Annotated in this window: 23 protein-coding genes; 14 read left to right on the top strand and 9 right to left on the bottom strand. The window is 66.7% G+C overall.

Features of this window, described 5'->3' with window-relative positions; translation table 11 throughout:
• The 7 genes from galU to fabD form a co-directional block, all read right to left on the bottom strand.
• Complete coding sequence (gene galU, locus AC1ROX_RS17275; RefSeq protein WP_493127301.1) at positions 1-876, bottom strand: UTP--glucose-1-phosphate uridylyltransferase GalU; 876 nt, start codon at positions 874-876, stop codon at positions 1-3.
• A 116-nt stretch (positions 877-992) separates the two neighbouring features.
• A complete protein-coding gene (locus tag AC1ROX_RS17270) occupies positions 993-1,706 on the bottom strand; it encodes a J domain-containing protein (protein ID WP_493127300.1) in 714 nt (237 codons plus the stop codon).
• Positions 1,707-1,709: 3 nt separating this feature from the next.
• Positions 1,710-2,750, bottom strand: coding sequence for an endolytic transglycosylase MltG (gene mltG / locus AC1ROX_RS17265; RefSeq protein WP_493127298.1), 1,041 nt, complete (start codon positions 2,748-2,750; stop codon positions 1,710-1,712).
• Positions 2,751-2,773: 23 nt separating this feature from the next.
• Entirely contained in the window at positions 2,774-4,030 is a 1,257-nt protein-coding gene (gene fabF, locus AC1ROX_RS17260) for a beta-ketoacyl-ACP synthase II (protein ID WP_493127296.1), read from the bottom strand.
• 33 nt (positions 4,031-4,063) lie between these two features.
• Positions 4,064-4,303 carry an acyl carrier protein gene (locus AC1ROX_RS17255; RefSeq protein ID WP_493127295.1) on the bottom strand — a complete coding sequence of 80 codons (240 nt, stop codon included), beginning with the start codon at positions 4,301-4,303 and terminating at the stop codon, positions 4,064-4,066.
• A 135-nt stretch (positions 4,304-4,438) separates the two neighbouring features.
• Positions 4,439-5,179 (bottom strand): 3-oxoacyl-[acyl-carrier-protein] reductase, encoded by a 741-nt coding sequence (gene fabG, locus AC1ROX_RS17250; RefSeq protein ID WP_493127294.1) that lies wholly within the window; start codon positions 5,177-5,179, stop codon positions 4,439-4,441.
• 12 nt (positions 5,180-5,191) lie between these two features.
• A complete protein-coding gene (gene fabD / locus AC1ROX_RS17245) occupies positions 5,192-6,133 on the bottom strand; it encodes an ACP S-malonyltransferase (RefSeq protein WP_493127292.1) in 942 nt (313 codons plus the stop codon).
• A gap of 238 nt (positions 6,134-6,371) precedes the next feature.
• Here fabD and rpsF point away from each other — a divergent pair, with 238 nt between their 5' ends.
• From rpsF to AC1ROX_RS17225, 4 genes are all read left to right on the top strand, one after another.
• Complete coding sequence (rpsF, locus tag AC1ROX_RS17240; RefSeq protein WP_493127291.1) at positions 6,372-6,824, top strand: 30S ribosomal protein S6; 453 nt, start codon at positions 6,372-6,374, stop codon at positions 6,822-6,824.
• Positions 6,821-7,054, top strand: coding sequence for a 30S ribosomal protein S18 (gene rpsR / locus AC1ROX_RS17235; protein WP_068191954.1), 234 nt, complete (start codon positions 6,821-6,823; stop codon positions 7,052-7,054). The genes rpsF and rpsR overlap by 4 nt, the downstream gene beginning before the upstream one ends.
• A gap of 21 nt (positions 7,055-7,075) precedes the next feature.
• On the top strand, positions 7,076-7,717 hold the full coding sequence (gene rplI / locus AC1ROX_RS17230) for a 50S ribosomal protein L9 (RefSeq protein WP_493127659.1): 642 nt from the start codon (positions 7,076-7,078) through the stop codon (positions 7,715-7,717).
• 82 nt (positions 7,718-7,799) lie between these two features.
• On the top strand, positions 7,800-9,449 hold the full coding sequence (locus AC1ROX_RS17225; RefSeq protein WP_493127289.1) for an ABC transporter permease: 1,650 nt from the start codon (positions 7,800-7,802) through the stop codon (positions 9,447-9,449).
• On the opposite strand, the gene AC1ROX_RS17220 is transcribed toward AC1ROX_RS17225, so the two are convergent.
• Positions 9,424-10,458 carry a Fe(3+) ABC transporter substrate-binding protein gene (locus AC1ROX_RS17220; protein WP_493127287.1) on the bottom strand — a complete coding sequence of 345 codons (1,035 nt, stop codon included), beginning with the start codon at positions 10,456-10,458 and terminating at the stop codon, positions 9,424-9,426. The genes AC1ROX_RS17225 and AC1ROX_RS17220 overlap by 26 nt on opposite strands.
• Positions 10,459-10,630: 172 nt before the next feature.
• On the opposite strand from AC1ROX_RS17220, the gene AC1ROX_RS17215 reads away from it, so the two are divergent.
• The 10 genes from AC1ROX_RS17215 (at position 10,631) to AC1ROX_RS17170 (ending at position 21,458) form a co-directional block, all read left to right on the top strand.
• Positions 10,631-11,869 carry a class I SAM-dependent methyltransferase gene (locus AC1ROX_RS17215; protein ID WP_493127285.1) on the top strand — a complete coding sequence of 413 codons (1,239 nt, stop codon included), beginning with the start codon at positions 10,631-10,633 and terminating at the stop codon, positions 11,867-11,869.
• A gap of 77 nt (positions 11,870-11,946) precedes the next feature.
• A complete protein-coding gene (locus tag AC1ROX_RS17210; protein ID WP_493127283.1) occupies positions 11,947-13,473 on the top strand; it encodes a replicative DNA helicase in 1,527 nt (508 codons plus the stop codon).
• 9 nt (positions 13,474-13,482) lie between these two features.
• On the top strand, positions 13,483-14,664 hold the full coding sequence (gene alr, locus AC1ROX_RS17205; RefSeq protein ID WP_493127281.1) for an alanine racemase: 1,182 nt from the start codon (positions 13,483-13,485) through the stop codon (positions 14,662-14,664).
• Complete coding sequence (locus AC1ROX_RS17200) at positions 14,661-15,440, top strand: MlaE family ABC transporter permease (RefSeq protein WP_493127279.1); 780 nt, start codon at positions 14,661-14,663, stop codon at positions 15,438-15,440. The genes alr and AC1ROX_RS17200 overlap by 4 nt, the downstream gene beginning before the upstream one ends.
• Before the next feature lie 14 nt (positions 15,441-15,454).
• Positions 15,455-16,228, top strand: coding sequence for an ABC transporter ATP-binding protein (locus tag AC1ROX_RS17195; protein WP_493127277.1), 774 nt, complete (start codon positions 15,455-15,457; stop codon positions 16,226-16,228).
• 2 nt (positions 16,229-16,230) lie between these two features.
• Positions 16,231-17,085, top strand: coding sequence for a protein-L-isoaspartate O-methyltransferase family protein (locus AC1ROX_RS17190; protein WP_493127275.1), 855 nt, complete (start codon positions 16,231-16,233; stop codon positions 17,083-17,085).
• Positions 17,085-18,548 carry a DNA repair protein RadA gene (gene radA / locus AC1ROX_RS17185; RefSeq protein ID WP_493127273.1) on the top strand — a complete coding sequence of 488 codons (1,464 nt, stop codon included), beginning with the start codon at positions 17,085-17,087 and terminating at the stop codon, positions 18,546-18,548. The genes AC1ROX_RS17190 and radA overlap by 1 nt, the downstream gene beginning before the upstream one ends.
• Positions 18,549-18,561: 13 nt before the next feature.
• Positions 18,562-19,185, top strand: a complete 624-nt coding sequence (locus tag AC1ROX_RS17180; protein WP_493127271.1) for a CvpA family protein — start codon at positions 18,562-18,564, stop codon at positions 19,183-19,185.
• 46 nt (positions 19,186-19,231) lie between these two features.
• Positions 19,232-20,698: an amidophosphoribosyltransferase gene (gene purF / locus AC1ROX_RS17175; protein ID WP_493127269.1), complete on the top strand. Its 1,467-nt coding sequence runs from the start codon at positions 19,232-19,234 to the stop codon at positions 20,696-20,698.
• A gap of 10 nt (positions 20,699-20,708) precedes the next feature.
• Positions 20,709-21,458 carry an SDR family NAD(P)-dependent oxidoreductase gene (locus tag AC1ROX_RS17170; protein ID WP_493127267.1) on the top strand — a complete coding sequence of 250 codons (750 nt, stop codon included), beginning with the start codon at positions 20,709-20,711 and terminating at the stop codon, positions 21,456-21,458.
• On the opposite strand, the gene AC1ROX_RS17165 is transcribed toward AC1ROX_RS17170, so the two are convergent.
• Entirely contained in the window at positions 21,455-23,212 is a 1,758-nt protein-coding gene (locus AC1ROX_RS17165; protein ID WP_493127265.1) for a hypothetical protein, read from the bottom strand. The two genes, AC1ROX_RS17170 and AC1ROX_RS17165, sit on opposite strands and share 4 nt — an antisense overlap.
• Between the last annotated feature and the right edge of the window lie 68 nt (positions 23,213-23,280).

Below are 23,280 nucleotides of genomic sequence, written 5' to 3'. Positions count from 1 at the left end.
CTAGCCTTTCAGAAGACGGCCAAGGAGAGCGCGCGTCTCCACAGTCGTGTCGGGACGATGCAGGGCCACGGCCACATTGGCTTCGAGGAAGCCGATCCGGCTGCCGCAATCGTAACGCTGGCCAGCATAGCGCAGCGCATGGAACGGGCTATGGCCGATCATCTTCGCCATCGCGTCGGTAAGCTGGATCTCGCCACCGGCGCCGGTCTCATGCCGGTCGAGATGACCGAACACTTCGGGCAGCAGCACGTAACGGCCGATCAGCGCCAGGTTGGAGGGCGCCTCCTCGGGCTTGGGCTTTTCCACCATGCCGGTGATCTCCGACAGGTTGCCGCTCTCGTTCTTCACCGCCGCGATGCCGTAGCTCTTGGTCTGCTCGCGCGGCACTTCCATCACCGCGACCACGCTGCCGCCGGTCTTCTCGTGCGCCTGCACGAGCTGGCCGATGCAGCTCGGCGTGTCGATCGTCAGTTCGTCCGGCAGAAGGACGGCGAACGGCTCGTCGCCGATCCAGTGACGGGCGCACCACACGGCGTGGCCGAGGCCGAGCGGCTTCTGCTGGCGCGTGAAGATGGCATTGCCCGGCTTGATCGTGGCGGCCTGCGTCAGCTTCAGCTCCGGCGCCTTCTTGCGCTGTTCCAGCGTCGCCTCGAGCTCGTAGGCGTGATCGAAGTGATCCTCCAGCGCGCCCTTGTTGCGCCCCGAGACGAAGACGAACTCCTCGATGCCGGCGGCAAGGGATTCCTCGATCGCGTACTGGATGAGCGGACGGTCGACGACGGTCAGCATCTCCTTGGGCATGGCCTTGGTTGCGGGAAGGAACCTGGTCCCCAGACCGGCGACCGGCAGGACAGCTTTCCGAACACGTTGCGCCATGCTTATCGACCTCGTTCTGGCCTGGATTCTATAGCTGAATCAATGATTTGACAGGATCGTTACACGACAATCCGCAAGCTGAGCTAGATGCCATGTCGACGCCCCTTCTGGCAAGATCAGCCACCGAGCAGCACATCCTTGGCGCGGTTGATGCGCGCGGCAAGGTCTGCCGAGCCGCCGACATCGGGATGCATGCGCTGGATCAGGCGCCGATGGGCGGCGCGGATCTCCTCCGCCGTCGCGCCTTGCGCCAGCCCCAGCACCGCCAGCGCCTCCTCCCGCGTCATGTCGGTGCGGGGGCCGCGGGGCGGCGGCGTGCGTTGCGCGTTGCGCCACTCCGCTCCCAGGCGGCGGTCGAGATAGGCTTCGAGGACCCGGAGCGAATCGGCATCCGCGGCGCATTCCGTCCTCAGTTCGAGAAGGTCGGTATCCCCCAGCAGGTCGAGCGTGCGCCCGGCGAAGCGGCCGGCCAGCACCGTGCCGCCGACATCGCCGCTCGCATGGTCGATCCAGGCCTTCAGGAAGGCCGTGTTCACCTCGGTGCGCTGCCCAGTGCCCGGCGAGCTGAACCCGCCGGACGGGCGGTTGCGGAAGGCCCGCGCGATCAGCGCGGTGATGACCACGCCCGCCAACCCCATCAGCTCCGGCAGAAGACCGGGCAGAAAGCGCAGACCAAAGATCAGCAGGCCGCCCACGCCGAGGCCGCCCAGGACCACCATGATGACGCGGAGCACGCGCGCCAGCGAAGAAGGATTAGCCCGCAGGAACCAGGCAACCACCAACGCGATTCCGGCCAAGACGAGAAGCGCCAGCAGGAATACCGCAGGCATGGCCTATTGCCGGGTCGTCGGCGCCTGTGGCGCCGGCGTTTGCGGCTGCGTCTGGGACTGGGATTCCGCCCGCTCGCGCTGGATCTGGCGCCAGCGCTCGACGTTGCGATTGTGCTCGGGAAGCGTGGTGGCGAAGGCGTGGCCGCCCTGGCCGTCGGCGACGAAGAAGAGCGAGCGGTCGCGCGCCGGGTTGGTCGCCGCCACGATCGAGGCGCGCCCCGGATTGCAGATCGGCCCGCGCGGCAGGGCGGCGATCACGTAGGTATTGAACGGCGTATTCGATTGCAGGTCGGCCCGCGTCAGGTCGCGGCCGAGCGGCACCTTGCCTTCGGTCAGGCCGTAGATGGTGGTGGGATCGCTCTCCAGCTTCATGCGGCGGCGCAGGCGGTTGATGAACACCGCGGCCACCTTGGTGCGCTCGGCCGGCACCGCCGTCTCCTTCTCGATCATCGACGCCAGGATCAGCGCCTCGCGCTTGTTGGCGAGCGGCAGGCCGGCCGCGCGCTTGCGCCATGCCTCGTCGAGCGTCTTCTCCATCGCCTCCTTCATGCGCAGCAGCAGCCCGTCGCGGGTGTCCTCGCGCGAATAGAAGTAGGTCTCGGGCAGGAGGTCGCCCTCCTTCACGTCGAGCGTGATGTCGCCGGTGAGGGCCTCGGTCTTGCGCACCAGCTCCAGCACTTCGGGCGTCGTCATGCCCTCGGGAATGGTGAGTCGCCGCTGGACGACCTTGCCCGATTGCAGCAATTCGACCAGCGCCTGCATCGAGGTGTGCGCCGGGACCTCGTACTCGCCGGCCTTGATGGGCTTGGGCGAGGGATCGATCATCAGGGCCACGCGGAACAGGCGCGGATGGGCGATGACGCCCTCCTCCTGCAGCAGCTTGGCCATGGTGGTCGGTCCCGCGCCGCGCGGGATCACGACGTTCTTCGTCGCCTCGAGCGGCCCCTGCGCCGTCAGGATGGCATGCCCGACATAGATCGTGCCGCCCATCACCGTGACGAACAGCGCGATGAAGAAGAGAACCCAGCGGAAGTAGCTGAGCATGACTCAGCTCCTCAAGGTGACGTTCAGACCGGCGCGACGATCAGGGCCGCGTTGGTGCCGCCAAATCCGAACGAGTTGCTCAGCGCATGGCGGACCTTGCGCTGCTTGGCCTGCTTGGGCACCAAGTCGATGTCGCAGCCTTCGTCGGGCTCGTCGAGGTTGAGCGTCGGCGGAACCGCCTGCTCGATCAGCGACTTGATGGAATAGATCGCCTCGATCGCGCCGGCGGCGCCCAGCAGATGGCCGGTCGCCGACTTGGTCGACGACATCGAGAGATTGTAGACATCCTGGCCGAAGGTGCGCTTCACGGCGCCCAGTTCGATCACGTCGGCCATCGTCGATGTGCCGTGCGCGTTGATGTAGTCGATCTGGTCGGTGCCGAGATTGGCGCGCTTCAGCGCCGCCTTCATGGCCCGCACCGCGCCGTCGCCATCCTCGGACGGAGCCGTGATGTGATAGGCGTCGCCCGACAGGCCGTAGCCGATGATCTCGGCGTAGATCTTCGCGCCGCGCTTTTTCGCGTGCTCGTACTCTTCGAGCACCAGGCAGCCGGCGCCCTCGCCCATCACGAAGCCGTCGCGCTTCTTGTCCCAGGGGCGCGACGCCTGCGTCGGCGTGTCGTTGAAGTCGGTCGACAGGGCCTTGCAGGCGTTGAACCCCGCGATGCCGATGCGGCAGATCGCGGCTTCGGCGCCGCCCGCCACCATGACGTCGGCATCCTCGAACTGGATCAGCCGCGCGGCATCGCCGATCGCATGCGCACCGGTGGCGCAGGCGGTGACGACGGCGTGGTTGGGGCCCCTGAAGCCGTACTTGATCGAGACCTGGCCCGAGACGAGGTTGATCAGCGCCGACGGAATGAAGAACGGGCTGACGCGACGCGGCCCCCGCTCCTTCAAGGTCAGCGATGTCTCGTAGATCGTCTGCAGGCCGCCGATGCCGGAGCCGATCATGACTCCGGTCCGGTTGAGGCCTTCCTCGTCCTTGGGCATCCAGCCGGAATCCTCGACCGCCTGCTGGGCAGCCGCGATTCCGAAGACGATGAACTTGTCGAGCTTCCGCTGCTCCTTGGGCGCCAGGTAATCGTCCACATTGAAGTGGCCGTTCGCCTTGTCGCCCTGAGGCACCTCGCCCGCGATCTTGGTCGCGAGGTCCGAGGTGTCGAAAGCCTGAATCGAGCGGATGCCCGATTCAGCCGCCATCAGGCGTCGCCAGTTCGTGTCGACGCCGTCACCCAACGGCGTCACCATGCCCATGCCCGTTACGACCACGCGCCTCATCTTCCGCCTTCCTCTTTCAGGAACCGGTGGAGATCAGGACTTCGCAGTGCCTTTGATGAAGCCGATGGCATCGCCGACGGTCTGGATCTTCTCCGCCGCGTCGTCGGGAATCTCGATGCTGAACTCTTCCTCGAACGCCATCACCAGTTCCACCGTGTCGAGGCTGTCGGCGCCCAGATCGTCGATGAACTTGGCCTCTTCCTTGACCTGCGCGGCCTCGACACCGAGATGCTCGACGACGATCTTCTTAACGCGCTCGGCAATATCGCTCATTTTCTTGTCCTTCCCGTGTATCCAAAATTCCCAGGTCGCCGGAGGGGGTGGCGATTGCCGGGCTCTTAACATAGCTCCCGTGCCATTGGCTAGGTCCGAAAAGCCCACAGAATCAGGCACTTGTAGGGTTGTCCCTCAGATCATCGCCATCCCGCCGTTGATGTGCAGCGTCTGGCCCGTGACATAAGCCGCTTCGTCGCTGGCGAGATAGACCACGCCGGCGGCGATCTCCTCCGGCGTGCCGAGCCGGTCGGCGGGCACCCGGCCAAGGATGGTCTTCTTCTGGTCGTCGGTCAGCACGTCGGTCATCGGCGTGGCAATGAAACCCGGCGCCAGGCAGTTCACGGTGATGCTGCGCGACGCCAGTTCCTGCGCCAGCGACTTCGACATCCCGATCAGGCCGGCCTTCGCCGCCGCATAGTTCGCCTGCCCCGGATTGCCGGTGACCCCCACGACCGAGGTGATGTTGATGACCCGGCCGAAGCGCCGCTTCATCATCCCGCGCATCGCCGCACGGATCAGGCGGAAAGTCCCGGTCAGGTTCACCTGCAGGACCTTCTCCCATTCCTCGTCCTTCATGCGCATCGAGATGTTGTCGCGCGTGATGCCGGCATTGTTCACCAGGATATCGAGCTTGCCGCCCATGGCGGCTTCCGCCTCCTTGGCCAGCCGGTCGATATCGGAGGGATCGTCCATCTTGGCCACCACGACATGCGCGCGGTCGCCGAGCGAGGCCTTGAGCTGTTCGAGCGCCTCGGCGCGCGTGCCCGACAGGGTCACGGTCGCGCCCTGCTTGTGGAGCGCGCGTGCGATCGCGCCGCCGATGCCGCCGGACGCGCCGGTGACGAGAGCTGCCTTGCCGGTCAAATCGAACATGGCACTCTCTCCTCAGGCCGTCTTCAGGAAGGCTTCGATATCGGCCGGCGTGTTCAGTGCCAGGCCCGTCATGTCCTTGTCGATGCGTTTCGCGAGGCCCGACAGGACCTTGCCGGTGCCGCACTCGACCAGCCCGTCAACGCCGCGGGCCTTCATATATTGCACGCTCTCGCGCCAACGTACGAGGCCGGTGACCTGTTCCACCAGCCGCTGCTTGATGGAGTCGGGATCGCTGAGTTCGGCCGCGAGCACATTGGAAACCAGGGGCACACGCGGCGGCATCAGCACCACTTCTTCCAGGGCGCCCTTCATCGCATCGGCAGCCGGCTGCATCAGCGGGCAATGGAAGGGGGCGCTGACCGGCAGCATCATGCCGCGCTTGCAGCCCTTGGTCTTGGCCACCTCGATGGCGCGCTCGACGGCTTCCTTATGGCCGCTCACCACGATCTGGCCGCCGCCATTGTCGTTGGCAACCGCCACCACCTGGCCCTGGGCCGCTTCCTTGCAGGCTTCCTGCGCCGGCTCCAACTCGATGCCGAGGAGCGCCGCCATGGCACCGACGCCGACCGGCACCGCCTTCTGCATCGACTGGCCGCGCAGCTTCAGGAGACGCGCGGCATCCGGGAGTTTCAGGGCGCCGGCCGCCGCCAGGGCCGAGTATTCGCCGAGCGAATGGCCCGCGACGTAGGCGGCGAGCGACGGCAGCGGCTTGCCTCCGTCCTTTTCCAGGATCCGGACCACGGCGACGCTGGCGGCCATCAGGGCCGGCTGGGCATTCTCGGTCAGGACGAGGTCGCTTTCCGGCCCTTCCCGCATCAACTTCGAGAGATTCTGCTTCAGCGCCTCGTCGACTTCACCGAATACCTCCCGGGCGGTGGCGAAGGCGGCGGCGAGGTCGGCTCCCATGCCGACAGCTTGCGATCCCTGCCCCGGAAAGACAAAAGCCCGACTCATGCGCGTTTTCCCCTGATTTCAGCTCGAATTGCGGCAGTCATACCGGGGTAACCAACGCAGTCAAGCTGGCCGGGAATGCCTTGCTTTCGGGGCGCGGGTCTGTATAACCGCCCCTCTTCGGGGCCTAAATCGGCCCCGATCTCCTTGCCGCCCCGATGCATTCCGCGATGGGGCGGCTAGATCCGGCCGGTTCCCATGGAACTCCGGGTCGCTAACAGCCATAAGGAGCCGAATCTACATGGCACTTTACGAGAATGTCTTCATTGCGCGTCAGGACGTTGCGACGACGCAAGTGGAGGCTCTGACCACCCAGTTCTCCGAACTGGTCACCAGCCTGGGCGGCACCGTCTCCAAGAAGGAGTATTGGGGCCTGCGTTCGCTGACCTACCGCATCAAGAAGAACCGCAAGGGTCACTACACCCTGCTCAACATCGACGCCCCCGCGGCGGCGGTGAAGGAGCTGGAGCGCACGATGTCGATCAACGAAGACATCATCCGCTACATGACCGTGCGCGTCGACGAGCTCGAGGAAGCCCCGTCGGCCATCATGGTGCGCAGCGCCGAGAAGTCCGATCGTCCGGGCGGCGATCGTGGCGACCGCTGGGGCGATCGCCCGCCGCGCCGCGAGCGTTCGCGCTTCGGCGATGAGGGCGGTCCCGCCCCGGTTGCTGCTGAGGGAGAAGAAGTATGAGCGCCCAGCGTCGTCCGTTTACCCGCCGCCGCAAGAGCTGCCCGTTCTCCGGCGCCAACGCCCCGAAGATCGACTACAAGGACGTGCGCCTTCTTCAGCGCTTCGTCTCCGAACGCGGCAAGATCGTTCCGAGCCGCATCTCGGCGGTCTCGTCCAAGAAGCAGCGCGAGCTCGCCCAGGCGATCAAGCGCGCCCGCTTCCTGGCGCTCCTGCCCTACCTCATCGCCTAGTCGGGAGACGCAATCATGCCGATGAACGTCATCCTGCTCGAACGCGTGCCGAAGCTCGGCCAGATGGGCGACGTTGTGAAGGTGAAGCCCGGCTTCGCCCGCAACTTCCTCCTGCCGCAGAAGAAGGCGCTGCGCGCGACCAAGGACAACATCACCTACTTCGAATCGCAGCGTAAGGTCCTGGAGGCGCAGAACCTCGAGCGCCGCCAGGAAGCCGAAGCGGTCGGCGGCAAGATGAGCGACCTCAAGGTCATCATCATCCGTCAGGCCTCCGAAGCGCTCCAGCTCTACGGTTCGGTCACCTCGCGCGACATCGCCGACGGTGCTGCCACCCAGGGCGTGAAGATCGAGCGCAGCCAGGTCGAACTGGACAAGCCGATCAAGGCGCTGGGCGAGCACAAGATCAAGATCCACCTCCATCCGGAAGTCGTGGTCGAGATCTCGGTGATCGTTGCCCGCTCCGCCGACGAGGCCGAGTTCCTCGCCAAGGGCGGCAGGCTGGTCGCCGAGACCGAGCGTGCGCAGATGGAAGCGGCGGAAGCCGCGCAGCGTGCGGCCGACCAGGCCGCCGCGCTGTTCGAAGCCAAGTCGGCCGCAGCCGCCGAGGGCGAAGGCGAGACTGCCGAGGCTGCGGCCGAGGAAGCACCGGCCGACCAGAAGTAACGCGCGTGCCGACAGGCACTGCGCCCCTCTTCGAACGCATGTCATCGCCCCGCGATGGCATGCGTTTTCTTTTGGTGCATCCGTGATCTGGCGGCTGGGCGCCTTCGCCGTGGCGGCGATCGTCGCCCTGCCCCTGCTCGGCATCGCCTCCAGCCTCTTCACGGCACAGGGAGAGCTCTGGCGACACCTCGCGGAAACGCAACTGCAGGACATCGTCGGCAATACGATCGTGCTGCTGCTCGGCGTCGGCATCGGCACGGTCGTAATCGGCACCGGGACGGCTTGGCTGGTGACGATGTGCCGGTTCCCCGGCGTCCGGCTGCTGCAATGGGCGCTGCTGCTGCCGCTGGTCCTGCCGACCTACATCATCGGCTATGCCTATGCCGACCTGATGGCCTTTGCCGGTCCAATCCAGACCGGCTTGCGCGGCGCCACCGGATGGTCGCACGCCGATTACTGGTTCCCCGACCTCGGCTCGGCCGCCGGCGTCGCGTTCCTGTTCACGCTGGTTCTCTACCCTTATGTCTATCTCGCCGCGCGCGCCTCGTTCCTGACGCAGTCGCAGGCGCTGCTCGAAGCCAGCCGCATCCTGGGCAACGGACCGTGGCGGACCTTCCTGCGCATCGGCCTGCCGCTTGCCCGTCCGGCCATCGCCGCCGGCCTCGCCCTCGCCCTGCTCGAGACGCTCGCCGACTTCGGCACCGTGCAATATTACGGCGTCCACACCTTCACGACGGCGATCTACCGGACCTGGTACGGCATGGGCAATCGCGAGGGCGCGGCGCAGATTTCGCTCGTCCTGATCGCCATCGCCGTCGCGCTGATCCTGCTCGAACGGCATTCGCGCGGTCGCGCCAGCTTTGCCATCGCCTCGAACCTGCGCCAACGTGCCGAGCCGCCGGCGCTGCCCGCGGGCGCCGCCCTGGCCGCCCTCGTCGCCTGTGCCCTGCCGGTCCTGCTGGGGTTCGTTCTGCCGACGCTGCATCTGGCGCAGCTTGCGCTGAGGTCGGGCGCCGTGATGGCCGACCAGCGCTTCATCGGCGACGGCATCAACAGCCTGATCCTGGCCTCGCTGGCCGCCGTCATCATCGTCGGACTGGCGCTGTTCCTGAGCTATGCCGGCCGCCTCGTGCGCCGCCGCGCGCTCAATCGCACGATCGAATTCGCCTCGCTGGGCTATGCCATTCCGGGCGCCGTCATCGCCGTCGGCGTGCTGCTGCCGCTCGCCGTGGCCGACCATGGCATCGATCTTCTGTCGCGCGGACTGTTCGGCCTGCCGACCGGACTGCTGCTGAGCGGCACCGCGTTCGCGCTGCTGCTGGCCTACACGGTCCGCTTCCTGGCCGTCGGCATGGCCAGCATCGCGCCGGGACTGGCGGCGATCGATCCCGCCATGGATGCGAGCGCACGCGTGCTGGGCGCACGGCCCAACCAGGTGCTGCGCTACATCCACCTGCCGATGCTGCGGGCGCCGGCCCTGACGGCCGGCATCATCGCGTTCGTGGAAGTGCTGAAGGAATTGCCGGCGACGCTGCTGATCCGCCCGTTCAACTTCGACACGCTGGCGATCGGCGTCTTCCGGTTCGCGTCCGACGAACGCCTTGCCCAGGCGGCCGTCGGCGCGATCGTGATCGTTCTCGTCTCGCTGGTGCCGGTGATCCTGCTCAGCCGCGCGGTGGCCGCGGGATCACCGGCGCGCGGGCAGCCTACTTCCAGCCCGCCCGGTCCATGATCTTCAGCGCCTCGGCGTTGTTCTGCGCGAACACCCGGGCGTTGAGCTGGTCTTCCTTGAAGGTGCCGAGCGACTTCAGCTCGGGCGACAGCTCGATGCCGGTCACCACCGGGAACTCCGAGTTGCCTTCCGCGAAGTACTTCTGCGCCGGCGGCGACACGAGATACTCGAGGAACTTCACCGCGGCTTCCTTGTTGGGCGCGTACTTGGCCACGGCGCCGCCGCTGATGTTCACATGCGTGCCGCGGCCCGCCTGGTCGGGGAAGATCACACCGAGCTTGGCAGCGACCTCACGGTCCTCCGGTTTCTTCGAGCGCAGCAGGTTCACGTAGTAGTAGGTGTTGGACACCGCGAGCATCGCCTCGCCGGCCGCCGCGCCCTTGAGCTGGTCGGTGTCGCCGCCGCGCGGCGGACGCGCGAGGTTGGCCGCGACGCCCTTGGCCCAGGCTTCCGTCTTCTCCGGACCGAGCGCCGCCAGCAGCGAGCCGACCAGCGACTGGTTGTAGATATGGCCCGACGGGCGGATCAGGATCTGGCTCTTCCACTTCGGATCGGCCAGCGCCTCGTAGGTCTTGGGCGCATCGGCTTCCTTCAACTTCTCCTTGTTGTAGAAGATGACGCGGGCGCGCTTGGAGAAGCCGAACCAGTTGTTGTCCGGATCACGCAGATGCGCCGGCACGGCCTTGGCGAGAACGGCGGAGTTGACCGGCTGCAGGAGGCCCATCTCGCGGGCCCGCTCGATGCGGCCGGCGTCGGTGGTGATCAGCACGTCGCAGGGGCTCTTGTCGCCCTCGGTGCGCAGGCGCTGGACCAGCGGATCGGGCTCGGCATCGACGCGGTTGATCTTGACGCCGGTCAGGTCGGCAAAGTTGCCGTACAGCGCCTCGTCGGTGTTGTAGTGACGCGCCGAGTAGAGGTTGAGCGTACCGCCCTGCGCCCAGGCGCGCCGGGCGATGAGCACGCCGGACCCGAATGCCAAGCCGGTCTTCACGAGAGCACGTCTCTTCACGTCTTCCTCCACTTGCGAGTGAGTATCATTGGCCCGATATCACTCGGTGTGAAGAAGCGCAATTCAAATGCAGTTTATTAACACTTAGGCCTAGTTAATTTTGCACGAGGGCCTTTGCGTCAAAAATGCGGTTGGGTTTACCATCCGACCGACATAGCAGGAGTTGCGGGTCGTGCTTCTGGCTCAGGTCCTTGCCCGTGTGGTGGGCGAAGGCCAACTGACCATCGTCGATGAGACCGGTCGGTCGCATCGCCTCGTGGGTTCGAAGCCCGGTCCCGCCGTCACCTTGCGCATTCATGATCGGTGGACCGGCATCCGGCTCGCCTTCCGGCCGCGCCTCGCCCTGGGCGAGGCCTATATGGACGGTCGGCTTACCATCGAAGAGGGCGACCTCTACGGCCTTCTCGATCTCCTCGGACGCAACATCGCCGCCGTCGAATCGACCAGCGTCATGCGCTGGTCCTATATGGTTCAGCGCTGGCTACGGTTGCTGGAACAGTACAATCCCATCGGCAAGGCGCAGAAGAACGTCGCCCATCACTACGATCTGCGGGGCGAACTCTACGATTTCTTCCTCGACCGCGACCGGCAGTATTCCTGCGCCTATTTCAAGACCGGAGCTGAATCGCTGGAAACGGCCCAGGCCGACAAGAAACAGCATATCGCGGCCAAGCTGCTGCTGAAGCCCGGCCAGAAAGTGCTCGACATCGGATCGGGCTGGGGCGGCATGGGCCTTTATCTTGCGCGCGCCTTCGACGTCGACGTCACGGGTGTGACGCTGTCGCGCGAGCAGCACGGCGTTTCGAGCCGCCGTGCGCTCGACGAAGGCGCAGCCGACCATGTCCGCTTCAAGCTGCTCGACTATCGCGAGGAGCCGGGCCGTTACGACCGCATCGTCTCGGTCGGCATGTTCGAGCATGTCGGCGCGGCCCACTATCTCGAATACTTCAAAAAGGTGAAGGAGTTGCTGGCGGACGACGGCGTCATGCTGCTGCATTCGATCGGCCGCATGGAAGCGCCGGGCGGCACCAACACCTGGCTGCGCAAATACATCTTTCCCGGTGGCTACTCCCCCGCTTTGTCGGAGGTGCTGACGGCGATCGAGCGGGCAGGCCTGTGGGTCACCGACATCGAGATTCTGCGTCTGCACTATGCGGAAACCCTGCGTCACTGGCGCGAACGCTTCCTCGCCAACCGCGAGCAGATCAAGCAGCTCGCGGGCTACGACGACCGCTTCTGCCGGATGTGGGAATTCTATCTCGCCGGCTGCGAGGTTGCCTTCCGCTACATGCAGCAAATGGTCTTCCAGATTCAGATCGCCCGCCGGCAGGACGCGGTGCCGCTGACGCGCGATTACATGGCGGCTGGAGAACGCCTGAAGAACGTGGCAGGCTCGATGGCTGCCGAATAGAAAACAATCCTCGATATAATCTCGCTCTGAATTCTTTGCGCTGTGATCCCCCTCCCATCTTGGGCAAAGACAGTGTGATGGAGCCGCTTAAAGAGTCCTCGAACGTAACCCGCCTGCCCGGTGCGGAAGATACGCGCCTGCGCGAGCCACCGCACAATTTCGAGGCCGAGCAGGGGCTGCTGGGCGCCATCCTCATGAACAATGCCGCCTACCAGCGCGTGGCGGAGTTCCTGCGCCCCGAACATTTCGCCGATCCGCTGCACGGCAAGCTCTACGATTCGCTGACGCGTCTCATCGAACGCGGCCAGGTCGTGAGCGCCGTCACGCTCAAGACCTATTTCGAGCAGGATGCGGCGATGAAGGAAGCCGGCGGCGCGGCCTATCTCGCCCGCCTCGTCTCGGCCTCCGTGCACGTGATCGACGCTGCCGCCTTCGGCCGGGCCGTTCACGACCTTTACCTGCGTCGCCAGCTCATCGATCTCGGCGAGAATGTCGTGAACGGCGCCTTCTCGGGCGACGTCGACGAGACTGCGTTGCAACAGATCGAGGTTGCCGAAAAAAAGCTCTACGACCTTGCGACGACCGGCCAGACCGAGGGCGGCTTCAAGCCGTTCCGCATGGCCCTCACCGAGGCCATGACGGCGGCCGAGGCCGCCTACGGCCGCGAGGGAAAGCTCACCGGTGTGGCGACGGGCCTGTTCAACCTCGACCAGCTGCTGGGCGGCCTGCACAGGTCCGACCTCCTGATCCTCGCCGGCCGCCCGTCGATGGGAAAGACCGCGCTGGCCACCAACATCGCCTTCAACGCGGCGAAGGCCTATCGCGAGGAAATCGTCGACGGCCGCCCCAAGGCGGTCGATGGCGCGGTGGTCGGCTTCTTCTCGCTCGAAATGTCCGCCGAGCAGCTCGCCACCCGCATGCTGTCGGAACAGGCCGAACTCTCGTCGGAGAAGATCCGCAAGGGCGAGATGGTCAGCCACGAGTTCGACAAGGTGCTGAACGTCAGCCAGGAACTCGAGCACCTCAACTTCTTCATCGACGATACGCCCGCTCTGTCCATCGCCGCGCTGCGCACCCGCGCCCGCCGGCTGAAGCGGACACATGGCCTCGGCCTGATCATCGTCGACTACCTCCAGCTCCTCAATCCGTCGGGCAAGAGCCGGCAGGAGAACCGCGTGCAGGAGGTCTCGGAGATCACCCGCGGCCTGAAGACGTTGGCCAAGGAACTCGACGTGCCGGTGGTGGCCCTGTCCCAGCTCTCGCGCGCCGTCGAGCAACGCGAGGACAAGCGTCCGCAGCTCGCCGACCTGCGTGAATCGGGCTCGATCGAGCAGGACGCCGACGTCGTCATGTTCGTGTATCGCGAGGAGTACTACCTCACCCGCACCGAGCCGGCGCGGCGCGCCGAGGAGAGCGACCAGAAGTTCAACGAGCGCCACGACGCCTGGAAGCAGCGCTGCGAGGAAACCTACGGCAAGGCCGAGGTCATCGTGGCCAAGCAGCGCCACGGTCCTACAGGCATCGTGCGCCTGTCGTTCGAAGGCCGGTTCACGAAGTTCGGCAACCTCGACGGCGTTGCTGACGAGCCGGTATCGGCGTTCTAAAGTCGCGACGTGTCAATTTCTGGTGACGACGACGCGGCGCGACGGGCCGGCGCAATCCTTTCCATCGACCTGGGGGCGATAGCGGCCAACTGGCGCGGGCTGCGCGATGCCGGCCGCGCGACCGGCCGGCCGGTCGATTGCGCCGCCGTCCTGAAGGCCGATGCCTACGGCACCGGCGCCGCCGTGGTGGGCGCCCGGCTGGCCGCCGAGGGCTGCCGGCATTTCTTCGTGGCCCATATCGACGAGGGAATTGCCCTCCGCCGCGTGCTCCCCGAGCCGCCGATCTACGTGCTGAACGGACTGCTTCCGGGCAGCGAGCCGGACTTCGTCGAGCACCGGCTCATCCCGGTACTCAACCACCTGGCGCAGCTCAATGCCTGGCGGGCGGCCGCCCAACGCTTCAACCAGGCGCTGGACGCCGTCGTGCATCTCGACACCGGCCTGCACCGACTGGGCTTCGGTGCAGAGGACGCCCAGGTCCTGATCAACGAGCGGGGCCGGCTGCGCGGCCTGCGGCTTGCCCTGATCATGAGCCACCTCGTGGCGTCGGAGGACACGGCGAACCCGGTCAACGGCGAGCAGCTCTCGCGCTTCCGCACCTTCGTGCGGGCAATGCCGGGCGCGCCGACCTCCCTCGCCAATTCCTCGGGCATCTTCCTGGGGCCCGACTTCCATTTCGACCTGTTGCGCCCGGGCGCGGCGCTCTACGGCATCAATCCCCTGCCCGGCCAGTCGAACCCGATGCTGCCCGTCGTGACGCTACATGCGCACATCCTGCAGACCCGCCGGATCGATGCCTTCCAGACGGTCGGCTATGGCGGCGCCTGGCGCTCGGCGCGGCCGAGCCGGATCGCCACGATTGCGCTGGGATATGCGGACGGCTATTTCCGTAACCTCGTCAACCGCACCCACATGCATCTCGCCGGGCACACCGTGCCCGTGATCGGCCGTATCTCCATGGATCTCGTGACCATCGACGTGACCGACGTGCCGGAGGCCGACTGCCAGCCCGGCGCCATGGTCGAGGTGCTGGGCCCGCATCTCACGCCCGACGACCTGGCCGACCATGCCAGGACGAACGCCTACGAGATCATGACCGCGCTCGGACGGCGCTATCATCGCGCCTATGTCGACGCTTACGCCGACAGTTACGCCGACGTCCCGGCCGAAGAGACGGGAGAGACGGCGTGACCATTCCGCTGGTGACGATGTTGGGGCGCATGACGCTCGCCTTCCTGGAGGCGATCGGCAGCGTCACGGCGTTTGCCTTCCAGGCGATCCGTCAGGCCGTGCAGCCGCCCTGGTACCGCCAGCAGATCCTGCGGCAGATCATGGAGATCGGCTACTACTCGCTGCCCGTGGTCGGCCTCACCGCCATCTTCACCGGCATGGTGCTGGCGCTGCAAAGCTACACCGGCTTCGCGCGCTTCTCCGCCGAGAGCGCGATCCCCAATGTCGTCGTCGTGTCGCTGACCCGCGAACTGGGCCCCGTGTTGGCCGGCCTGATGGTCGCCGGCAGGGTCGGCGCCGCCATGGCCGCCGAGATCGGCACCATGCGCGTCACCGAGCAGATCGATGCGCTCACCACCCTCTCGACCGACCCGTTCAAGTACCTGGTGGTGCCGCGGTTGATTGCCGGCGTCATCACCCTGCCGTTCCTGGTGCTGATCGCCGACATCATCGGCGTGCTGGGCGGCTTCCTGGTCGGCGTCTACAAGCTCGATTTCAACGACGCGGCCTACCTGCGCAATACGATGGACTTCCTGCAGTTCCAGGACGTCTTCTCGGGCCTGGTGAAGGCGGCGGTGTTCGGTTTCCTGATCACCCTGATGGGCTGCTACCACGGCTACACGTCGCGCGGCGGCGCCCAGGGCGTCGGCATGGCGACAACCAGCGCCGTGGTCTCGGCCTCGATCCTGATCCTGACCTTCAACTATTTCATCACCGAAGCCTTCTTCGCGCGCTGATCGGCTCCCGCCTCATGGCCTCCCCCAAGATCTCGCTGCGCGGCCTCACCAAGGCTTTCGGGCCGAAGAAGGTGCTGCAGGGCATCGAACTCGACGTGGCGCCGGGCGAGTCGATGGTGGTGATCGGCGGCTCGGGCACCGGCAAGTCGGTGCTGCTGAAGTGCATCCTGGGCCTCATGCGGCCGGACAATGGTTCGATCCGGATCGACGGCGAGGAGACCAAGGACTTCTCCGATCGCAATCGAGCGCGCGTCATGCGCAAGTTCGGCATGCTGTTCCAGGGCGGTGCGCTGTTCGATTCGCTGCGCGTCTGGGAGAACGTTGCCTTCGGTCCCATTCAGAGCGACGGCATGGCGCCGGCGCAGGCGCGAGAGGTCGCAATCGCCAAGCTGGGCGCGGTCGGTCTCGGCCCCGAGATCGGCGAGCTCTTCCCCTCGGAACTGTCGGGCGGCATGCAGAAGCGCGTGGCCCTGGCCCGCGCCATCGCCCGCGCGCCCGAGATCATCTTCTTCGACGAGCCGACGACCGGTCTCGATCCGATCATGGCCGACGTCATCAACGACCTGATCGTGAAATGCGTCAGCGACCTCGGTGCGACGGCGGTCTCCATCACCCACGACATGGCGAGCGCCCGCAAGATCGGCCACCGCGTCGCCATGCTGCATGAGGGCAAGCTGATCTGGCAGGGTCCCGTCGCGGACATCGACCGCTCGGGCAACGCCCATGTCGACCAGTTCATCCACGGCCGGGCCGAGGGCCCGATCCGGATGCAGGTCCGGAAGCTCTGACCGTGGTCGATCATCGGCCCGGCCTCGTCGACGTGCGGCGCTGGTTCGCCGAGGAACTTCGCGCGGCCTGCCATCTCGGGGACGAGCGCGTGGTCGACGCGTTCGCCACCGTGCCGCGCGAGAATTTCGCCGGCCCCGGCCCTTGGCGCATCTTCCACTTTGCCGACGGCTATTGGACGACCTCGGATGCCGATCCGCGCCGGCTCTATCACAACGTCCTGGTGGCGCTCGACGAGAGCCGCGGCCTCAATATCGGCGAACCCATGCTGTGGGCACGCCACTTCGACCGCATCGACATCACGCGGGGTTCGCGTGTTCTGCAGCTTGGCGCTGGATCGGGCTATTACACCGCGATCCTCGCCCAACTCGCCGGGCCGAAGGGCCGGGTCGACGCCATCGAGATCGACGAACCGCTCGCGGCCCTGGCGCAGCGCAATCTCGCGGCCTGGCCCCATGCGCAGGTCCATCCGGGTGACGCGAACCATCCGATCGAAGGCCGATGGGACGTGATCGTGGCCTTTGCCGGCGCGACCACACCGCAAGGCTGGTGGCTCGACGCGCTGGCCGACGGCGGCAGGATGCTACTGCCGATGACGGGGTCTACCCGACGTGGCGGCTTCATGCTGCGCCTCGACCGCCGGGGCGACCGCTTCTCGGCGCGCTCGGCCGGCTGGGTCGCGTTCTATCCCTGCGCCGGGGCCCGCAGGCCCGAAGACGAGGCGGCGATCGACCGGGCCGTCGCAGATCCCGTCGGTCAGGCTGCCGTGCGCAGCCTGCGCCGCGATCGCCACGCAGCCGACGCGAGCTGCTGGCTGCATTGCGACGGCTGGTGCCTCTCGAAGCGGGAGCTGCACTGATGGCGCGCCCGCTCAAGAGCTACGTGTGCCAATCCTGTGGCGCCACCACGAGCAAATGGAGCGGTCGCTGCGAGTCCTGCGGCGAGTGGAACACGATCGTCGAGGAAGCGGCGCCCGCGCCCGGCCCGGCCGGCGGCGGCATGGCCCGTCGCGGCAAGGGCCGGCTGCTCGAGTTCACGGGCCTCACCGGCTCGACGCCGCAGCCGCCGCGCCTCAGGAGCGGCATCAACGAATTCGACCGCGTGTGCGGCGGCGGGCTGGTCGTCGGCTCGGCGCTGCTGATCGGCGGCGATCCCGGTATCGGCAAGTCGACCCTGCTGCTGCAGATGGCGGCGGCGCTCGCCAAACAGCATACCGCCTGTGCGTACATCTCCGGCGAAGAGGCCGTCGACCAGGTGCGCCTGCGCGCCGAGCGGCTGGGCCTGGCCGATGCGCCGGTCCAGCTGGTCGCCGCCACATCGGTGCGCGACATCGTGGCGTCCCTGGAACGGCCGGACGCGCCCAAGGTGGCGGTCATCGATTCGATCCAGACCATGTGGCTCGACACGGTCGATTCGACGCCCGGCACGGTCACCCAGGTGCGGGCCTCGGCGCAGGCGCTGGTCGAACTGGCCAAGCGGCGCGGCATCGCGGTGCTGCTGGTCGGCCATGTCACCAAGGACGGCGCCATCGCCGGCCCCCGCGTTCTCGAGCACATGGTCGACACCGTGCTCTATTTCGAAGGCGAGCGCGGCCATCAGTTCCGCATCCTGCGCACGGTCAAGAACCGCTTCGGCCCGACCGACGAGATCGGCGTCTTCGAGATGTCCGACCGCGGCCTGTCCGACGTCGCCAATCCCTCGGCGCTGTTCCTCGCGGATCGGCGCGGCCACGTCTCGGGTACCTGTGTTTTCGCCGGCATCGAGGGCACACGGCCACTCCTGGTCGAGATCCAGGCATTGGTCAGCCCCTCCTCGCTCGCCACGCCCCGCCGCGCCGTGGTCGGCTGGGATTCGAACCGCCTCGCCATGGTGCTGGCCGTCCTGGAGGCCCGCTGCGGCGTCACGGTCGGCGCCAACGACGTCTATCTGAACGTGGCGGGCGGCCTCAGGATCGGCGAGCCGGCAGCCGACCTCGCCGTGGCGGCGGCGGTCGTCTCTTCGCTCGCCGACGAGCAGGTCCCGGGCGACATGGTCGTATTCGGCGAGATCGGCCTCGGCGGCGAGGTCCGGCCGGTCGGGCAGCGCGAGGCCCGCCTGCGCGAGGCGGCCAAGCTCGGCTTCCGCAGTGCACTCATACCGCAGGTTCGCAGTGGCTCAGGGCCTGCTCCGCGTGCACCGGAGGGCATCGCCATTGACGAAATTGAGCATCTATCGGACCTTGTGGCGCGTTTCCAACCGGCCGATCGGCCACTAAAACGTGGCCGGCGCGAGGGGTCCCCGGAAGGGTCCGGGGGCCGCCGCCGCGATCAGGATCAGGACTAGGGCAACAGGGTCGATGGAACAGCTGGGAATTACCGTTTTCGATGTCGCCGTGATCGCCATCGCCGTGTTCGGCGCGGCCATCGGCCTGTCCACGGGCTTTGCCCATGCCGTCCTGTTCATCGCCTCGTGGATTGCCGCGGGCTGGGTGGCCTGGCGCTTTTCCAAGGTGGTCGAACCCGAGGTCCTGAAGGTCGTCGGCAGCGCCGAGCTTTCCTATTTCATCTCCCTGCTGGTCGTCTTCGTGGCCGCATTGATCGTGCTGATCATGCTGACCAGCGTGCTTTCCCGCTCGATCCGGTCCAGCCCGCTGGGCAAGCCCGACAAGATCCTGGGCGCGGGCTTCGGCGTGCTGTGCGCCTGGGTCGCGATGGGCGCCGCCTTCCTGTTCTACGGCTATCTGGGGCCGCGTCAGCTGCCGCCCGCCGTCGAGGGCGCCGCCAGTTTCCCGATGATCCGCGAGATGGCGACCTTCGTGGAGCCCTACCTGCCCACCGGTTTCCGCAACCGGCTGCAGCGGCCGGGTATGGAAAGCGGCACGATTACGCCGCCGGCCCGCACGGACGCGGCGCCGGCTGCGCCGCCGCCTGCACCGTCTGCCGCACCGACGAGCCCCGGCGAAACCAAACCGCCGCAGTGAGTTATCCTTGATAGCGTCGGGGCGACACCCCAGCTATAACCCCGCCGTGCTTAGCACCCCGAAACGCTCCGACGACACCCTCGACGATAAATTTCACGAGGAATGTGCGTTGTTCGGCATCTACGGGACGTCGGATGCCGCCGCCCATTCCGCGCTGGGTCTGCACGCCCTGCAGCATCGCGGTCAGGAAGCCTCCGGCATCGTCACCTTCGATGGCCGACTTTTCCACAATCACCGCGCCGCCGGCCTGGTCGGCGACATCTTCGGCACCCAGGCCATCATGGAGAAGCTGGTCGGCTACTCCGCGATCGGCCACAACCGCTACGCCACGACCGGCGGCTCCTCGGACCGTAACATCCAGCCGATCTTCGCCGATTTCGACTTCGGCGGCCTCGCGCTGGCGCATAACGGCAATCTCACCAACGCCTACCTCCTGCGCAAGGAGCTGGTGCGCATCGGCTGCCTCTTCCAGTCGACCACCGATACCGAAGTCATCAACCACCTGATCGCCCGCTCCAACTACTCGACCGTCGTCGACCGGCTGATCGACGCGCTGGGCCGGGTCAAGGGCGCCTACTCTCTCCTGCTGTTGACCAACGAGTCCCTGATCGGCGTGCGCGACCCGCTGGGCGTGCGGCCCCTGGTGATCGGCCGGCTTGAGGATGCCTGGATCCTGACGTCCGAGAGCTGTGCGCTCGACATCCTCGGCGCCCGCTTCGTGCGCGACGTTGAGCCGGGCGAGATCGTGATCGTCGACGGCAACGGGCTGCGCTCCATCAAGCCGTTCGCCAAGCAGAAGCGCCGCTTCTGCGTGTTCGAGCACATCTACTTCGCGCGACCCGATTCGAAGGTCGAGGGCGTCGGCGTCTACGACGCGCGCAAGCGCATCGGCATGGAACTGGCCAAGGAAAGCCCCGTGCCGGCCGACGTCGTCGTGCCGGTGCCGGATTCCGGCGTGCCCGCCGCCATCGGCTATGCCGCTCAGTCCGGCCTGCCGTTCGAGCTCGGCATCATCCGCAACCACTATGTCGGCCGCACCTTCATCGAGCCGGCCGACCATATCCGCCATCTCGGCGTGCGCCTGAAGCACAATGCCAACCGCGCCCATATCGAGGGCAAGCGCGTGATCCTGGTCGACGATTCGATCGTCCGCGGCACGACCTCGATGAAGATCGTCGAGATGGTGCGCAACGCCGGCGCTAAGGAAGTCCATATGCGCATCGCGGCGCCGCCGACGACCGACCCCTGCTTCTACGGCATCGACACACCGGACAAGGACAAGCTGCTGGCCTCGCGCTACGACGTCGCCGGCATGGCGAAGTTCATCGGCGTCGATTCGCTCGCCTTCGTTTCGATCAACGGCCTCTACCGCGCCATGGGCCTGCCCGCCGGCCGCGATCCCGCGGCACCCGCCTTCTGCGACGCCTGTTTCACGGGCGACTACCCGATCGAACTCGACGACGTCACCGGCGTCGAGGATCGCCAGCTCTCCCTCCTCGTCGAATCGGCCTGAGGTCGCAGCGATGACCGAAGCCACCGTCGGCCGCCTCGCCGGACGCGTCGCGCTGATCACGGGCGCATCGCGCGGCCTAGGTGCGGCGACGGCCCTGGCCTACGCCACCGAAGGCGCGCATTGCGTGCTGGTCGCCCGCACGGTGGGCGGCCTCGAGGAAGTCGACGACCGGATCAAGGCGATCGGCGGCACTGCCACCCTGGTGCCGCTCGACGTTACCGACGGACCCGGGATCGACCGGCTGGGACAGGCCCTCTTCGATCGCTTCGGCCGTCTCGACGTGCTGCTGGGCAATGCCGGCATCCTGGGTACGCTCTCGCCGATGGGCCATTTCGAACCCAAGGTGTTCGAGCAGGTGATGGCGGTGAACGTCACCGCCAACTGGCGCCTGATCCGCTCGATGGACCCGTTGCTGCGCCGCTCCGACGCCGGCCGCGCGATCTTCGTCACCTCGGGCGTTTCGCGCCGGATCATCCCCTATTGGGGCGCCTATGCCACCAGCAAGGCCGCTTTGGACATGATGGTCGGCATCTATGCCGCCGAGGTCGCGCACACCCAGGTGAAGGCGAACCTCTTCAATCCCGGTCCGACCCGCACCTTCATGCGTCGCGAGGCCTTTCCGGGCGAGGACGAGGCCCAGCAGATCCCGCCCGAAGCCCACGCCGAGTCGCTGATCCAGCTCGCGATGCCGAGCTGCACGCTGAACGGCGAATGGATCGCCGGCGACGAAGCCCTGCAACGCCGCGCGAGCGTCAATTAAAGCCGCTGTTGCTGCACCGGCAGGCGCGGCGCATTCATCACGCGGGCGTTGGCTTGGGCGATCACCCGGTCGACACAGTTCTTTGCTGCAGCGAGATACGCCATCCGCTCCAACTCGGAGGCGCCCTGCGGCCGCGGCCGGCAGGACTGGAACAGGGCCAGATCGCCCAAAGTCCCTGTATTGGCGAGCGCCGCCTCGATCCTGTTGAGGAAACCGTCGAACGGCGTGCCGCCCGAGATCCAGGCGAAGTAATTCGAGGCAGCGCCCAGCGCGATCAGCACATGCAGCGGCTCGGCAGGCGATGACCCATATTTCACGCGCTCCAGATAGGCGACCGCGACATTGATGCGGGGCCCGAAATCGTCGGGCGCAAGGTCCGCCGCGCGAAGATACAGGTCCGCCGCCTCGTCGAACTTGCCCAGCGCGCGCAGCGAATTGCCCCAGTCCATGAACAGCGACGCGGTCTTCACGTAGCGGCCGGCCGCCGCATATTTCTCCGCCGACCGCCGCAAGACCACCAGCTCCTCCTCGTTCCCCAGTCCGACGGTCGCCTCCCCCGACCTTAGCCGCCGGTGTGCGGCGATCATCCATTGCCGGTAGTAGAGGGCGCCTTCGATGCGCTGGACCAGCGTGTCCAGTTCCTGGCTGCGCCGCGCCGGCAGGCGCTTCAACTGGCTGGCGGCATCGTTGAACGTCGATTCGGCGAGCCAGAACCGCCATTGCAGCGTCGACGCCGGATCGTCGCTCCAGTCGAAGTTCGCCGTCGATTCATGGATGGCGATGCCCTTGCGGACATAGGCTTCGAACAGGATGGCGATCGCGCTCGTCGAGGTCGGCAGCTGGGTGCTGGTGCTCGTGAAGCGGCCGATCGCCTGGTCGAGCTCGCCGATCAGCTGTTCCTGGTCGATGCCGGCCAGGGCCCGGGCACGCGCCAGATGGATCTTGCCGTAGACATAGGGCACCCAGGGAAGATCCTCGGCGCGCCCGCCCTGCAGCACCTTGGCGATCAGCTCCTGGGTCCGGACGAAGCCGCAGCGCGTGCGCCGGCTCTGGATGCGGTGCTGTTCGCGCTCGAGCGCGGTCGGCCGCTCCGGCAAGTCGGTGTCGAGGCCGTTGCAGCCCTTCTCTTCCGCATCGAAGACATGCGACGCCGCCACCTTCGGGTCGATGAAGATCACGGCGTTCAGCGCCAGGCAGGCGAAGATCCGCTCCATGCCGTTGGCATCGGCCTCGTCCTCGCAGGACGCCCGCGCCGCAGGATTGCCGACGATGCCGATGGAAGCCGCCAGCACCGGCACCGTCCGGCGCGCGACGATGGATATCTTGAGCGTCGGCCGCTTGAAGCCCAGCAATCCGGCGATTTCCTTCACACCGGTGCGCAGGGTGAGCGGCGCGCCGGGTATCTGGAGGTCGATGGGATTGGGCGACTGGTCGACATAGAGCTTGCGCCATTCGTCGACACCGCTGCGCTGGATGCCGTCGATATGCTTGGCGATAAACAGGGCCGCCAGTTCGGGCGTCAGCGGCTCCTTCGGATCGTTGAGCTGGACGATCACCGGATCGATGACGATCCCCTCCTCGCTGGCTTCACGGACGATCAGGATCGTGACGATCGAGATCGCCAGCACCACCGCGATCGAGACGCAGGCCTTGCGAAGCAGCTCCAGCCACTTCGTTGTCGTCTCGAAACCTTGATAAGCCGTGATCCGAGTCCGGGCGGCCGGCGCACCATCGTCAGGCGTATCTGTCGGCATCGTCACCCCCGTGGAGCCGAGGGTTCGATCCTAGGCAGCAACAGGAGCCCGTGTCAGCTGCACGAGCG

It is taken from the genome of Reyranella sp. GW821-FHT14A01 (assembly GCF_058803965.1).
The sequence above is the reverse complement of the archived record's forward strand: the minus strand, read 5'-3'. Positions and strand labels throughout refer to the sequence as shown.

What these genes read in the sequence shown, in the direction of transcription:
- fabF (WP_493127296.1), bottom strand. Translation starts at nt 4,030, where the DNA reads ATGAGGCGCGTGGTCGTAACGGGCATGGGCATGGTGACGCCGTTGGGT.
- AC1ROX_RS17165 (WP_493127265.1), bottom strand. Translation starts at nt 23,212, where the DNA reads ATGCCGACAGATACGCCTGACGATGGTGCGCCGGCCGCCCGGACTCGG.
- AC1ROX_RS17270 (WP_493127300.1), bottom strand. Translation starts at nt 1,706, where the DNA reads ATGCCTGCGGTATTCCTGCTGGCGCTTCTCGTCTTGGCCGGAATCGCG.
- galU (WP_493127301.1), bottom strand. Translation starts at nt 876, where the DNA reads ATGGCGCAACGTGTTCGGAAAGCTGTCCTGCCGGTCGCCGGTCTGGGG.
- radA (WP_493127273.1), top strand. Translation starts at nt 17,085, where the DNA reads ATGGCGCGCCCGCTCAAGAGCTACGTGTGCCAATCCTGTGGCGCCACC.
- AC1ROX_RS17170 (WP_493127267.1), top strand. Translation starts at nt 20,709, where the DNA reads ATGACCGAAGCCACCGTCGGCCGCCTCGCCGGACGCGTCGCGCTGATC.
- fabG (WP_493127294.1), bottom strand. Translation starts at nt 5,179, where the DNA reads ATGTTCGATTTGACCGGCAAGGCAGCTCTCGTCACCGGCGCGTCCGGC.
- rpsR (WP_068191954.1), top strand. Translation starts at nt 6,821, where the DNA reads ATGAGCGCCCAGCGTCGTCCGTTTACCCGCCGCCGCAAGAGCTGCCCG.
- AC1ROX_RS17210 (WP_493127283.1), top strand. Translation starts at nt 11,947, where the DNA reads ATGGAGCCGCTTAAAGAGTCCTCGAACGTAACCCGCCTGCCCGGTGCG.
- AC1ROX_RS17255 (WP_493127295.1), bottom strand. Translation starts at nt 4,303, where the DNA reads ATGAGCGATATTGCCGAGCGCGTTAAGAAGATCGTCGTCGAGCATCTC.
- fabD (WP_493127292.1), bottom strand. Translation starts at nt 6,133, where the DNA reads ATGAGTCGGGCTTTTGTCTTTCCGGGGCAGGGATCGCAAGCTGTCGGC.
- mltG (WP_493127298.1), bottom strand. Translation starts at nt 2,750, where the DNA reads ATGCTCAGCTACTTCCGCTGGGTTCTCTTCTTCATCGCGCTGTTCGTC.
- AC1ROX_RS17180 (WP_493127271.1), top strand. Translation starts at nt 18,562, where the DNA reads ATGGAACAGCTGGGAATTACCGTTTTCGATGTCGCCGTGATCGCCATC.
- rplI (WP_493127659.1), top strand. Translation starts at nt 7,076, where the DNA reads ATGAACGTCATCCTGCTCGAACGCGTGCCGAAGCTCGGCCAGATGGGC.
- AC1ROX_RS17195 (WP_493127277.1), top strand. Translation starts at nt 15,455, where the DNA reads ATGGCCTCCCCCAAGATCTCGCTGCGCGGCCTCACCAAGGCTTTCGGG.
- rpsF (WP_493127291.1), top strand. Translation starts at nt 6,372, where the DNA reads ATGGCACTTTACGAGAATGTCTTCATTGCGCGTCAGGACGTTGCGACG.